At 42.6% G+C, this 13300-nt stretch carries 13 protein-coding genes and 1 riboswitch; of the genes, 8 read left to right on the top strand and 5 right to left on the bottom strand.

The features are described from left to right. The first annotated feature begins 62 nt into the window (after nt 1-62). Entirely contained in the window at nt 63-767 is a 705-nt protein-coding gene (locus L2703_RS04555; RefSeq protein WP_238102931.1) for a CoA transferase subunit A, read from the top strand. Between the two features lie 13 nt (nt 768-780). After that, on the top strand, nt 781-1437 hold the full coding sequence (locus tag L2703_RS04560; RefSeq protein WP_248969948.1) for a 3-oxoacid CoA-transferase subunit B: 657 nt from the start codon (nt 781-783) through the stop codon (nt 1435-1437). Between the two features lie 54 nt (nt 1438-1491). On the opposite strand, the gene L2703_RS04565 is transcribed toward L2703_RS04560, so the two are convergent. After that, entirely contained in the window at nt 1492-2349 is an 858-nt protein-coding gene (locus tag L2703_RS04565) for a universal stress protein (protein ID WP_248969949.1), read from the bottom strand. A gap of 267 nt (nt 2350-2616) precedes the next feature. On the opposite strand from L2703_RS04565, the gene L2703_RS04570 reads away from it, so the two are divergent. After that, on the top strand, nt 2617-3810 hold the full coding sequence (locus tag L2703_RS04570; RefSeq protein WP_248969950.1) for a cation:proton antiporter: 1194 nt from the start codon (nt 2617-2619) through the stop codon (nt 3808-3810). A gap of 555 nt (nt 3811-4365) precedes the next feature. Next, on the top strand, nt 4366-6156 hold the full coding sequence (locus L2703_RS04575) for an acyl-CoA dehydrogenase C-terminal domain-containing protein (RefSeq protein ID WP_248969951.1): 1791 nt from the start codon (nt 4366-4368) through the stop codon (nt 6154-6156). Between the two features lie 79 nt (nt 6157-6235). On the opposite strand, the gene L2703_RS04580 is transcribed toward L2703_RS04575, so the two are convergent. Beyond that, nucleotides 6236-6814, bottom strand: a complete 579-nt coding sequence (locus L2703_RS04580) for a thymidine kinase (protein WP_248969952.1) — start codon at nt 6812-6814, stop codon at nt 6236-6238. Between the two features lie 262 nt (nt 6815-7076). On the opposite strand from L2703_RS04580, the gene L2703_RS04585 reads away from it, so the two are divergent. Beyond that, on the top strand, nt 7077-7226 hold the full coding sequence (locus tag L2703_RS04585; protein ID WP_248969953.1) for a hypothetical protein: 150 nt from the start codon (nt 7077-7079) through the stop codon (nt 7224-7226). 9 nt (nt 7227-7235) lie between these two features. On the opposite strand, the gene L2703_RS04590 is transcribed toward L2703_RS04585, so the two are convergent. The 3 genes from L2703_RS04590 to L2703_RS04600 all read right to left on the bottom strand — a co-directional run bounded on the left by L2703_RS04590 (nt 7236) and on the right by L2703_RS04600 (nt 11030). Further along, on the bottom strand, nt 7236-8795 hold the full coding sequence (locus tag L2703_RS04590; RefSeq protein WP_248970078.1) for a Na+/H+ antiporter NhaC family protein: 1560 nt from the start codon (nt 8793-8795) through the stop codon (nt 7236-7238). A gap of 76 nt (nt 8796-8871) precedes the next feature. Beyond that, a riboswitch (Lysine riboswitch) is annotated at nt 8872-9086 on the bottom strand. Nucleotides 9087-9355: 269 nt separating this feature from the next. Further along, on the bottom strand, nt 9356-10279 hold the full coding sequence (locus L2703_RS04595; protein WP_248969954.1) for an electron transfer flavoprotein subunit alpha/FixB family protein: 924 nt from the start codon (nt 10277-10279) through the stop codon (nt 9356-9358). A gap of 1 nt (nt 10280) precedes the next feature. Next, nucleotides 10281-11030 (bottom strand): electron transfer flavoprotein subunit beta/FixA family protein, encoded by a 750-nt coding sequence (locus L2703_RS04600; protein ID WP_248969955.1) that lies wholly within the window; start codon nt 11028-11030, stop codon nt 10281-10283. Between the two features lie 437 nt (nt 11031-11467). On the opposite strand from L2703_RS04600, the gene L2703_RS04605 reads away from it, so the two are divergent. The 3 genes from L2703_RS04605 to tsaA all read left to right on the top strand — a co-directional run bounded on the left by L2703_RS04605 (nt 11468) and on the right by tsaA (nt 13300). Beyond that, the gene (locus L2703_RS04605) at nt 11468-11878 is read left to right on the top strand and encodes an H-NS histone family protein (RefSeq protein WP_248969956.1); all 411 of its coding nucleotides are present in this window, start codon (nt 11468-11470) and stop codon (nt 11876-11878) included. 139 nt (nt 11879-12017) lie between these two features. Beyond that, nucleotides 12018-12413 (top strand): Rcs stress response system protein RcsF, encoded by a 396-nt coding sequence (rcsF, locus tag L2703_RS04610; protein ID WP_248969957.1) that lies wholly within the window; start codon nt 12018-12020, stop codon nt 12411-12413. A 107-nt stretch (nt 12414-12520) separates the two neighbouring features. Beyond that, nucleotides 12521-13300, top strand: coding sequence for a tRNA (N6-threonylcarbamoyladenosine(37)-N6)-methyltransferase TrmO (gene tsaA, locus L2703_RS04615; RefSeq protein ID WP_248969958.1), 780 nt, complete (start codon nt 12521-12523; stop codon nt 13298-13300).

Here is a 13300-nt window from a genome sequence, read left to right on the forward strand (position 1 = left end):
ATATACTCACAGGGGTGAGGCAAAACACTCCCCCTTGTGAACATAACAATAAGGACAACAAGATGGCAGGATTCAATAAAGTCGTCCATAGCTATGACGAAGCACTAGCAGGACTGAGTGACGACATGACCATTATGGTCGGCGGATTTGGTTTGTGTGGTATTCCTGAAGGGTTAATTAACCACATGGTTAAATTGGGTGTAAAAGGCTTAACCGCCATTTCAAACAATGCTGGTGTTGATGATTTTGGTTTAGGTTTGTTACTTAAACAGCATCAAATTTCGACCATGATAGCCTCGTATGTTGGCGAAAACGCCACCTTTGAACAACAAATGTTGTCTGGTGAGCTTAATGTCATACTCACGCCACAAGGCACATTGGCCGAAAAAATTCGCGCTGGCGGCGCAGGCATACCGGCATTTTTTACCGCAACAGGTTACGGCACACCCATTGCTGACGGCAAAGAAACCCGTGAAATTAAAGGTCGTCACTACGTATTAGAAGAATCATTAACAGCAGACTTTGCCTTAGTTCGCGCCTGGAAAGCCGACACCATGGGTAATTTGGTATTTAGAAAAACCGCCGCTAACTTCAATCCAATGATGGCCACCGCAGGTAAAATTACCGTGGTTGAAGCTGAAGAGATTGTTGAGCCAGGTGAGCTCGACCCAAACCATATTCATACACCGGGTATTTATGTTGATCGCGTTATCAAAGCCAGCTTTGAGAAACGCATTGAGCAACGCACCGTCAAAGCGGCGAAATAAGGGAGACAACACCATGGCACTGACCAGAGAACAACTCGCCCAGCGCGTAGCAAAAGAATTACAAGACGGTTTTTATGTCAACCTTGGTATCGGCATTCCAACCCTTGTGGCCAACTATATTCCACAAGGCATGCAAGTGATGCTGCAATCTGAAAACGGTTTACTCGGCATGGGCGAGTTTCCGAGTGAAGAAAACATTGATGCCGATCTTATCAACGCAGGCAAACAAACCGTCACCGCGGTTGCTGGCGCGTCATTCTTTTCATCAGCAGAAAGTTTTGCGATGATCCGTGGCGGCCACGTCGATCTTACCGTACTAGGCGCATTTGAAGTCGATGTTAACGGATCTATCGCCTCGTGGATGATCCCAGGTAAACTGATTAAAGGTATGGGCGGCGCAATGGATTTAGTCGCTGGGGCTGACAATATTATTGTCACCATGATGCATGCAGACAAACACGGTAATTCAAAATTATTATCTCAATGTGAACTGCCATTAACCGGTTATGGCTGTATTAAGCGGGTCATGACCGATTTAGCCTTTATGGAAATTAAAGATGGCGCATTCCATCTTTTAGAGCGCGCACCTGGCGTATCAGTTGAAGAGATCGTCACAAAAACAGCCGGTAAGCTAGTGGTACCAGATCATGTACCCGAAATGACGTTTTAAGGTTTGCTTATCAAAATCAATAAAGCCCGGTTTTTACCGGGCTTTATGTTATCGTTAGTCTTGTGCTGGAATAACCAATACATTACTGCGCATCCGGCTTAAAATAGCTTCTGCTGTATTACCAATAATTCGCCCTAACAAGCCTTGACGCTGCCTTGCACCGACCACAAAGTATTGACTTTTTAAGCGGCAGGCTAATTCAAATAAACACAATTCAGGCTCACCAGTAATGATGTGCATACAATCGGCATCTACGCCTATCTCAGCAATTTTTTGTTTATGCTCCGCATACGCTTTTTTCACCAAGGCATTGATATCAAGTATATCCATATCGCGTACAATTTGCGGAATTCTGAGTACGTAAGCGACATGCAGCTTTGTGCCAGTTGCTTTAGCAAACTGCTTACCATGGGCAATAACGGCATCATTAAGGCGCTGTTTTGCAGGATTACTGGTACCCAAGTCAATTGAAATTAACGTCGTGTTGCCGTTATTAAGCGGATTGTTAGTGAGCAACAACAAGGGCACTGTTGTATGGCGAATAAGCTGCCAGTCGGTCGGTAAATAATGCTCTGCATGGTGCACCGCTTTAACCATCAAATCAAAACCATGACGCTGAGCATGGCTGCAAGCATGTTCAAAAAGGTATTTACTCCAAATCACATGTAATGGCACATCTTCAGCATCGAGGCTATCTAAATGAGCTTGTAATTGTATTTCGCGTTGAGTCATCAAGGCTTTTTGTGCAACGCCCGCCAACCTAGGATTGTCCCGGTCGGCACCACTTAAATAAGCATAAGTATAAGCAAACACTTCGGCCTGCTTATTTAATTGCTTCGCTAACGCTAACCCATGAGCAACAGCATCTGTGTGCGCGCTTTCCATTTGAGCAATAACAAACATTTTGTTCATTTAAATCTCCTTTATGGGACGTGTTAATGATTCATTGATACCCTAAACACATTTACAGGTACTTATCGCATTATCATCTCACTAAAAACGCATCAAAACGGCTTTTATATTCCCGAAATACATTGTCTAAAAACGTGAGCCAGTAACTATCTTTAGCTTAGCCAATAGCGTAAGTTTGTGCATAAATATCGGTATAAAAATTGATCAACATCAAGTTTGTTAGATCAAAATAATCAAATACATATTGCCCAACTTAAGGAAAATGAGATGGCAATAGACAGCTTTGTAATAGCACTGTTTCTCATTCTGGTGAGCGGTCGTTTATTAGGTGAGTTAAGTGCACGATTAGGATTTCCAAGCGTGGTTGGCGAAGTGACCGCAGGGATTATTATTGGCCCATCGCTGCTCAATTGGGTTACACCGCACAGCACCTTAGCCCTCATTGCCGAATTAGGCGTAATATTGCTGCTATTTGATATTGGCTGTGAAACCTCAATAAAACGTTTGGCTCATTCTGGTCACAAAGCAATGAGTGTCGCGTTACTCGGCATCGGGATCCCGTTAGTGACTTGCGGTATTGCCAGCATGTATTGGCTGTCTATCCCGCCCTTTACTGCACTTTTTTTTGGCTGCGCCCTTACAGCAACCAGCATTGGCATTTCAATGCGGGTATTAAGTTTAAACAATCAAACGCAAAGCATTGCAGGTCACATCATTCTTGGTGCTGCCGTAATCGACGATATTGTTGGCGTCATTTTATTAAGCATACTGTTTAATTTTGCCTCATCGGGCGAGCTTGCTATAGGCTCAACCTTAATGTTACTTGCCATGATTGCCGTATTTATTATTCTTAGCCCGCCGTTAGTGAGAACCCTTATTTATTTAAGCCGCTGGTTACACCTTAAAGCCAGCATTCCTGGCTATGAGATCATGGTCGTCATGGCGCTCATTTGTTTGTTTGCTTGGTTAGCCCACGGGTTTGGCACACCCGCCATTTTGGGCGGGTTTGCTGTCGGCATGGGCTTATCAAGGCAGTTCACCTCCCCTTTTAATCGCTATCTCAAAAACCCATTTGCCTTTACTCATAAACTCGAAGAGTCAGCCAAACCATTAGTGCAATTATTTAGCCCCATCTTTTTTGTGTATGTGGGGATTAGTCTTGATCTTGAACAACTCGATTTGAGCCTAATGGGAATGCTGTTATTACTAGGATTAACCTTAATTGCGGTCGCGGCCAAGTTTGTTGCCGGCGTGGTAGCCAGTTCAAATTGGCAAGAAAGATGTATTGTCGGCTCGGCAATGGTCCCACGAGGTGAAGTGGGGTTAGTATTTGCCGAGATGGGCCGTCAACTTGGGGTTATTCACGCCAAAGAATTTGCGATTTTAGTGATGGTAATCGCCTTAACGACGCTTATTGGGCCGCTCATGTTAAAACTGACGTTACATCAACAAACCCAATAAACTGCCTAGTGGTTGCAGTATATGATCGCTTTGGTTGATGAGCGGTTACACAGCATGAATTGTAGTTTGGTAGCGGGTATACCTTTGACCTTATAAGACAGCCACTTCATTGCTTTTATCTAACCTTGTCATCCCAATATTAAGTAATGTTGTGCAGAAATTGCATCAGTGTCTTGATTAAAAAATACCTAATTGTTGTAAATCGCTACCTTGATATTTGACGCCACGTTTTACAATAGCGGCATAAGTAAAATATAACGACCTCATTTCCACCATTAACTTCTCTAATATTTATTAATGATATAAAAAATTCGATGCCTACTGTTGTGTATTGATACATTTTTGATCTTTTACAAATGAATATCAGTATGAATATCCACAGTTAACCAATCGTGACATTAACCAATAACAAAATAGTTTACGTTAACGTAAAAATAATGCTGAGTTTTTACTCGAAATTGGGTATGTTAGGTGATTAACAAAACAAACATCGGACCAGTGACGGTTACGTTGGTCACTCAAACCGTAAAGCAATAACTAACCAAGGAATGACTTATGCCTATCTACCAAGCTCCTTTACGTGATTACCAATTCATTTTGTCTGAATTGCTGAACATCTATCAACAAACTGATTTACGCGGTTTTGATGAAATAGATGCAGATCTCACTGACGCGATTTTGCAAGGCGTTGCAGACTTCACTACCGACATTATGCTACCAATCAATGCCAGCGGTGATTTAGAGGGATGTAAATTGGTCGATGGAAAAGTCATAACGCCAAGTGGTTTTAAGCAAGCATACAAACAATATGTTGAAGATGGTTGGGCCACATTAACCTGCGACCCAGAATACGGCGGCCAAGGTTTACCTGAAGTTATCGGCACTTTTGCTACCGAAATGAAAACAGCAACCAACATGGCATTTGCGATGTACCCAGGGTTAACGCATGGTGCATATTCAGCAATTCATGTACATGGGAGTGATGCACTAAAACAAAAGTACCTTGCGAAATTAGTCAGCGGCGAATGGACAGGTACCATGAACTTAACCGAGTCTCATGCCGGAACCGATTTAGCCTTACTTCGCACCAAAGCCGTTGCAGTTAGCGATGGCTTATATGCCATTAGTGGTGAAAAAATCTTTATCTCATCTGGCGACCATGACTTAGCAGAAAACATCATTCATTTAGTCTTAGCGCGTTTACCTGATGCGCCAGAAGGTGTTAAAGGGATTTCGTTATTTGCGGTACCTAAATTTTTAGTCAATGCCGATGGCAGCTTAGGTGAGGCCAACACACTAAGCGCAACAGGGCTTGAGCATAAAATGGGGATTCACGGTAACTCGACCTGTGTAATGCATTTTGACGGCGCAATAGGTGAACTCGTTGGCGCGCCACATCAAGGTTTAAAAGCCATGTTTACGATGATGAACCAAGCCCGTTTAGGTGTCGGTATTCAAGGTTTAGGTGTATCAGACATAGCCTACCAAAATGCATTAGTTTATGCCAAAGAGCGTATTCAAGGCCGTGCATTAAGCGGTGTCAAACAGCCAGATCAAGCGGCTGACTCATTATTAGTACATGGCGATGTACGTCGAATGCTGCTGTCACAAAAATCGTTCAATGAAGGGACTCGCGCGCTAATGGGGCAACAAGCATTATGGCTTGATGAAGCAGAGCGTCATAGCGACCCAGTTAAAGCCAAACAAGCCTCGGCGTTAGCCGCACTGTTTACGCCAATCGTTAAAGGCTTTGTTACTGATCAAGGTTTCAAAGCCTGTGTCGATGCCCAGCAAGTATACGGTGGCCATGGCTATATTAACGAATGGGGCATGGAGCAGTTTGTGCGTGATATTCGTATCGCCATGATTTACGAAGGCACCAACGGTGTGCAGGCGCTCGATTTAGTCGGTCGCAAGTTGCTTGGTGATAAAGGCGCTGCATTAACCATTTGGTCTGGCATGGTCAAAGCACTCGTGCAGCAACATGCAACAAATGATGCGATGAAGCCTTATCTTGCTGGGTTAATGGATGCGGCGGGCGATCTTGAAAAAGCCACCGGGTTTATTGTGCAAGCAGCCAGCAAGGATCCCGATCTCATTGGTGCTGCGTCAATGGCCTACATGCAGTTATTTGGTATTACCGCCCTCGCTTGGATGTGGACCCGCGTTGCAGCAACGTCATTAGCCGCATTAGAAGCTGGTGCTGAAGAGACAAGCTTTTACCAAGCTAAACTTAAAACCGCACAGTTCTTTATGAGCTATTGGGGTAGCCAAACTCGAAGCTTACGCAAACAAATTGAGGCAAGCAGTGCCGATATTATTGGTTTCGCTGATGCTGATTTTTAATCGTTAGATGTAAAAAAGCCGCGTTCATTTCATGACGCGGCTTTTTTTAAGTTGATTAACTAGGTTATAGCATTGGGTATTAATCCCACAAAAACTCTCTAAAATGCTTACGACACACTGACTCGTAGCTTTCATTACCACCAATAGCAACCTGCTCACCTTCGCGCATTGGTTTGCCTTCGTGGTCCAGTCTTACCACCATATTGGCTTTACGACCACAATGACAAATGGTCTTAAGCTCAACTAATTTGTCAGCCCAGGCCAATAAATATTGGCTACCTGGAAACAGTTCACCTTGGAAATCATTGCGCAGCCCATAGCACAACACGGGAATGTCCATATTATCGACCACATGTGTTAACTGACGAACCTGCTCTTTACTCAAAAACTGACTTTCATCCACCAGCACACAGTGAATTTTTTGTTCTGCATGGGATGCTGAAATTAATTCGATTAAGTTATCATCATCCTTAAAAACCTGCGCGTCCGTTTCAATCCCGATACGAGATGACACTTTACCGACACCATAACGATTATCTATCGATGCCGTCATCACTAAGGTATGCATACCACGCTCACGGTAATTATAAGAAGACTGCAGTAATGAGGTTGATTTACCGGCATTCATTGCCGAATAATAAAAGTACAGTTGCGCCAAAATTTAGTGTCCTAATCGTTGGTCAGTTTATGCCGCTTATAGTAACTGGTTTGATGCCAATCCGCATTAGAATGTGCTCTTTTAGCGAAATTATCAGTGTGACATTCGCCACAATCAAAGCATAGAGCGCTCGGTAACTGCTCCTGCGTTACTCTACCTCCTGCATCCATGCAGTCGTCGGTAACTGCTCCTGCGTTACTCTACCTCCTGCATCCATGCAGTCGTCGGTAACTGCTCCTGCGTTACTCTATCTCCTGCATCCATGCAGTCGTCGGTAACTGCTCCTGCGTTACTCTATCTCCTGCATCCATACAGTTCTGTATCAAGAAAACGAGCAAAAAAATGCCGTATTCGTGATGAATACGGCATGTTTAATCGCGATACCGTTACCGGTATTGCTGGCATGATTTAGCGATAAAAGCTACTTTTTAGCCCAAAAGTGCAAAACCACAATACTGATAATAAACAGTACACTACAACAGAATAAACCAGCCATCAAAGAACTGGTAAAACCTAACACGGCGTAGCCTACTAAACTAATCGCAGCTGCAATTAAGGCATATGGCAGTTGCGTCATAACATGGTCAATATGATGGCAACTGGCACCGGTTGATGACAAAATAGTGGTGTCCGATATCGGCGAGCAATGATCGCCAAAAACAGCACCAGAAAGCACTGCGGCTAACATAGGTAACATCATGGTGCTGTCACTGCCCATTGCCATATCTGCTGCAATAGGCAACATAATACCAAAGGTGCCCCAGCTGGTGCCGGTTGCAAATGCAGTGACGCCTGCCAGTAAAAACAACACCGCAGGCAACAACGCAAATGGGATATTATCCGTGGCTAAACTTGCCATATACTTACCGGTTTCAAGCTGACCAATCACACTCGAAATTGTCCAAGCAAACAGCAAAATGTAAATCGCAGGTAACATTGAACGGGCACCAACTAGAATACCTCTTAACAACATTGACAATGCAACTTTTTGTTGTACAGCAAGGCCAAGAGTGGCCACAAAGCCCACTAGCGAACCAAAGAAAAGCGAGGAACTTACATCGGTATTCTCAAATGCGCCTAAAACACTAAAAGGCAGCTCATTTGATGCTAATGCTTCAGCGCCGCTAGACACCATAAAATACACTGTAGCAAACACTAATATCGCGATAGGTAAAAATAGCCCCATCACCTTACCTGTATCGGCTTCTGGCAAATCAGTTGTTGCTCCTGGGGGGTGGCCTTTAGAAGCGTCAAATAAATCACCACGCAGCGCATTGAGCTCATGCTGACGCATAGGACCAACATCCAAACTCATGGCGGCAACACATAACAATAGCAACAATGAAAACATGGCATAAAAGTTCATTGGTATCATTTGCACAAACACACTTAAATGGCCTGAGTCAGTAAAACCATGTGTGGTTAAAATGCCACCAATTAAGGCAATAATATACGCGCCCCAGCTCGATACAGGTGAAATCACACACACAGGTGCAGCGGTAGAATCAAGAATATAGGCCAGCTTTGCCCGAGAAATATGATAACGGTCGGTAATGGGTCGTGAAATCGAGCCGACAACTAAACTGTTAAAGTAATCGTCAATAAACACGACACAACCTAAAAACATGGTCATTAATTTAGCATCGCGTTTGTTACGGATACGTAATTTGGCCCAGTCAGCAAACGCGCGTGCAGAGCCGCTAACAGTAATCAACGCAGTGATCATGCCTAACACAATTAAAAAGCCAAGAATGTATACATTCCAGCTATTTAACGCAGCATCTTTCCACACCAATTGGCTCACAGTAGTCGCAATATATTCAGCGCTGCTAACGACAGCAAAATCCGTTAATAACAATGCACCTAAAATAATCCCTACCCCCAAAGATAACAGTACTTTACGGGTAAAAATAGCCAATGTAATTGCCACAAGGGGTGGCAAAACTGACAGTGCCGAATCGGCATAACTTATGATCATAATTTATTGAGTTCTTCGTTGGATACGAATGGAGAAAACTAGAAAAAAGATACACATATGCAGACATATATGCATTAACTTAACTAGTAGCACTCCACAGCAATATCCATTTAATTTGAATATTATTTTTTATCATTATGATAAAAACACTATGACAGTGCAGTCCCTTTCGAGAACTGCCCCAACAAATGAGGTTGATAAGCCCATTTATTTCGGCATTACATCCTTTGGTGTTGAATTATTGGCATCACCCAATTCAACATTACTCTTATGCAATGCACCTCTACTTCTGCTTCTTGTAAAAACACACATTACAATTGGCGCCGACATACAAACATAAATTGCACATAGTTCGCCAGCAATAAGCGCTCAATTGCAGCATAAATAACAATAGCGACACCTTAAGCCACAATTTAACATCATTAGTTTAACGTTTTTAAAGCAAATAAACACTAGCGCGCTGAATACAAAAACAGCAACTAATCCCAATAAAAAAGGTTTCTACTCATCAAGTAGAAACCTTTTTGTTAATGCTCTGCAAATCGCTAAATAGATTAATGCCGTTACACTAAATTATTTAAGGCTGGAACCGCCTCAAATAAATCAGCCACTAAGCCGTAGTCAGCCACTTGGAAAATGGGCGCTTCTGGATCTTTGTTAATAGCAACAATCACTTTTGAGTCTTTCATACCTGCAAGGTGTTGAATGGCACCTGAAATACCAACCGCAATGTATAAGTCTGGTGCAACGATTTTACCCGTTTGACCCACTTGTAAATCATTAGGCACAAAGCCAGCATCAACAGCTGCACGTGAAGCCCCCACAGCAGCACCTAACTTATCTGCCAATTGCTCTAAAATAGCAAAGTTCTCACCACTGCCCATGCCGCGGCCGCCTGATACGATTATGCCAGCATTGCCTAACTCAGGACGCGCAGATTCTGTTAATGCTTGTGATACAAACTCAGTACGAGCAGCAATCACTTGCGTAAGGCTAACCGTGTCAGCACTGCCGGTTGAAGCCACAGCGTCAAATGCACTTGAGCGCACTGTCATGACTTTTTTCGCGTCTAAGCTTTGCACAGTCGCTAATGCATTACCGGCATATATTGGGCGAACAAAGGTATCGCTACTGACCACATCAATCACTTCAGAAATCTGCGCAACGTCTAATAGTGCAGCAACACGAGGCAAGGTATCTTTACCCACACTTGATGCTGCAGCTAAAATGTGCTCGTAATCGCCAGCTAATTCAACTACTAACTTAGCTAGGTTTTCAGCAAGCTGTGCAGCATACTCCGCACTGTCGGCAACCAAGACTTTACTCACGCCAGCCAGCGTTTGTGCCGCAGAAACCGCAGCACTGCAATTTGCGCCAGCCACAAGCACGTGGACATCACCACCAATGGCCGTTGCAGCGCTAACCACTTTGGCTGTATCAGTTTTTAAACTAACGTTATCGTGTTCTGCTAATACTAAAATGGCCATGTTAGATCACCTTCGCTTCGTTTTTTAACTTTTCAACCAACTCTTCAACTGAAGACACCATAATACCGGCTTTGCGATCCACTGGAGGGGTCACTTTAAGCACAGTTTGATGTGCTTTTAAGCTTACACCAAGATCGGCCACGGCTAAGGTCTCTAATGGCTTACGCTTAGCCTTCATAATGTTAGGTAGCGATGCATAACGTGGCTCATTTAAGCGAAGATCCACGGTAACAATAGCAGGCAAAGGCATGGTTAACGTTTGTAAACCACCATCAATCTCACGTGTTACCGTGACCTTGTCGCCATCTAATTTCACTTCTGAGGCAAACGTGGCTTGTGGCATATCTGCCAACGCTGCCAACATTTGACCGGTTTGATTGTTATCACCATCAATCGATTGCTTACCAAATATAATCAGTTGGGCTTGTTCTTTTTCTTGCACCGCTTTCAATAGCTTAGCAATCGATAACGGCACAAGTTCGTCGTCAGTTTCAATGTGAATAGCTCTGTCAGCACCAAGTGCCATAGCCGTTCTCAATTGCTCTTGAACCACTTTGGCCCCAACACTCACCACCACAACTTCTGTGGCAACGCCAGCTTCTTTAAGACGAACGGCTTCTTCTACAGCAATTTCACAAAATGGGTTTAACGCCATTTTAAGGTTCGTCGTATCAACATTTGTGTTATCAGCTTTTACCCTGACTTTCACATTAGCATCGACTACGCGTTTCACAGGCACCAATACTTTCATAGGTTTTCCTTCTTACACCTTCAATGTATGTGGACAACACACTGGCGTTTGCCAATGCAAGATGAGATCACTTTACGTCCTGTTAACGTTAACGTCAATCAAAGTCAAACGCTTGTTTAGATTTTTTTATCATTTCACTGTTCATCTCACTTAACAGCATTAATATAAAAAAGCATAAAATAATAAAATAAATGACAAATTTAACTCATATTAAAGGTAATTTAATTTGATCCTATAGCAAATAGTTTCTATTATTATGCTTAGTATTCAGTATTAATAAATGTGTATCGGTAACCTGATGAGATTTCATCTCATCAATATTATTAAAAACAACCTAAATAAACCATATGCAGTACTGGAATTTACCTTGTAAGTTGAACAATTTATCTTATATATGTCTTTTATTTTTAAAATAAATCATTAGGAAACTAAACAACATGAGTGACTTTTTAGATATTCTAACCCACGGTCGTCGTTTCAAAGCTGCAGTAAAAGAACTGTCTCTTGATGATTTACGTGATACCGCTGCGAAGCTAGAAAAAATTATTGCCGATCGTGAAGAAGAAGAGAAATTAGAACTTGAAGCGAATGCAGAGCGTAATGCTCGTATTGCCGAAATTTTAGCGCAAATTGAAAACAGCGGTTTATCAATTGAAGATTTAGGCGATGTGACATCGGCACCTAAAGCGGCTAAAGCGAAACGCGCTCCACGTCCACCTAAATACCAAATTACTGTAGATGGCCAATTAGTCCAATGGACGGGTCAAGGCCGTATGCCAACGGTATTTAAAAACCAAGTTGATAGCGGTAAAGATATTAAAGAATTTTTAATTCCTGGTATGGAATAATAGGTTAATTACCTACTTTTGATTCACAATAACAAAGGGCTTATTTAGATAAGCCCTTTTTATTTGTTTGCTTTATCATCATCATCAGACAGGGTAAACTTAATCAGTTGGCTCAATTCATTAATTAAAGGCTACGGCTATGGTTTTTTCTGTTAAGCAGGTATTGGTTGTTTCGGGTGTTGCACTTTTATTGAGTGCCTGTGCAGGTGATTATGTATTCAAAAGTAATTTAGACGGTAAAGCTATCAATGAATACTTTAAAGTCGGCGATGTAGTGTTATACGATGGTGAAGTGCAACCTAAAGGACAATTTGAGGTATTAGGCCTAGTTGAAGGCGAAGCTTGCCAAGAAACCTCAAAAGACACCCCACCACAATTAGCTGATGCGAGAACCAGCGCGAGAAAGGCGGCTGCTGAACTTGGTGCCAATGGATTTGTGGTAAAAAGCTGTTTTATGATAACAGAAGCTGACAACAGTTGTTTTAGCCGCGCATTTTGTGTTGGGCAAGCAATTAAAACAACTGAGGTAAAATAATCCGCGTAATTTAACGTTTATTAGCGTTAATCAAAATAGGGTGAGTCATCCACAACTGACTCACTGTTTATATTTATGTCTACTCATCGCTTATTGTTAGGTATTGCATGACACCAGATGCCGCTCAAACTCATATCAATAAACAAGACAGTAAGGTCTCTTTCAATAGTCAAATCAACGCCGTTGCGATTTGCAGAACCCCATATAAACAAAAATTTGGCATTCCACGCCAACCTGGTTTAGTAAATGCCACTGGCTACATTGAATTTGAACCCCCTTTTAATCATATTGACGCCGTTAGAGGGATTGAGCAGTATTCTCATATATGGCTGTTATTTTGCTTCCATGAAAATTTAGCCCAAGGCTGGAAAACCACAGTACGCCCGCCTCGGCTTGGCGGAAATGAAAAACTTGGCGTGTTTGCCACTCGGTCAACATTTAGGCCAAATGGTATCGGTCAATCCGTTGTCAAATTACACGGTATCGTTAACCGCAAAGGCAAAATATGTTTAGCCATATCGGGTATGGATCTGTTAGACGGCACACCAATCATAGATATTAAGCCATATATTCCATTTTCAGATGCCATTGTTGATGCTAAAGGCGGAATTGCGCAAGAAGCGCCAGTGTTGATCCCTGTCAGTTATAGTCCTCTTGCTCAAAAGCAAATTGCACAATATGCCGCAAAGGAGCAATATCATGGCTTAAATGAGCTCATCGAAGGTGTATTGTCTCAAGACCCTCGCCCAGCTTACAAAAAAGCCAAAGACGATCCTAAACTGTATCAAGTAGCCTTATATGATCTGGATATTTTTTGGCGTATCGATGCAAACACAATTGAAGTGCTCGAACTAAAACCCACTAACGTTGATCTGCTAAAGGACTAA

Source organism: Shewanella basaltis, assembly GCF_023283885.1.
In the GTDB taxonomy this organism is placed as follows: Bacteria; Pseudomonadota; Gammaproteobacteria; order Enterobacterales; family Shewanellaceae; genus Shewanella; species Shewanella basaltis.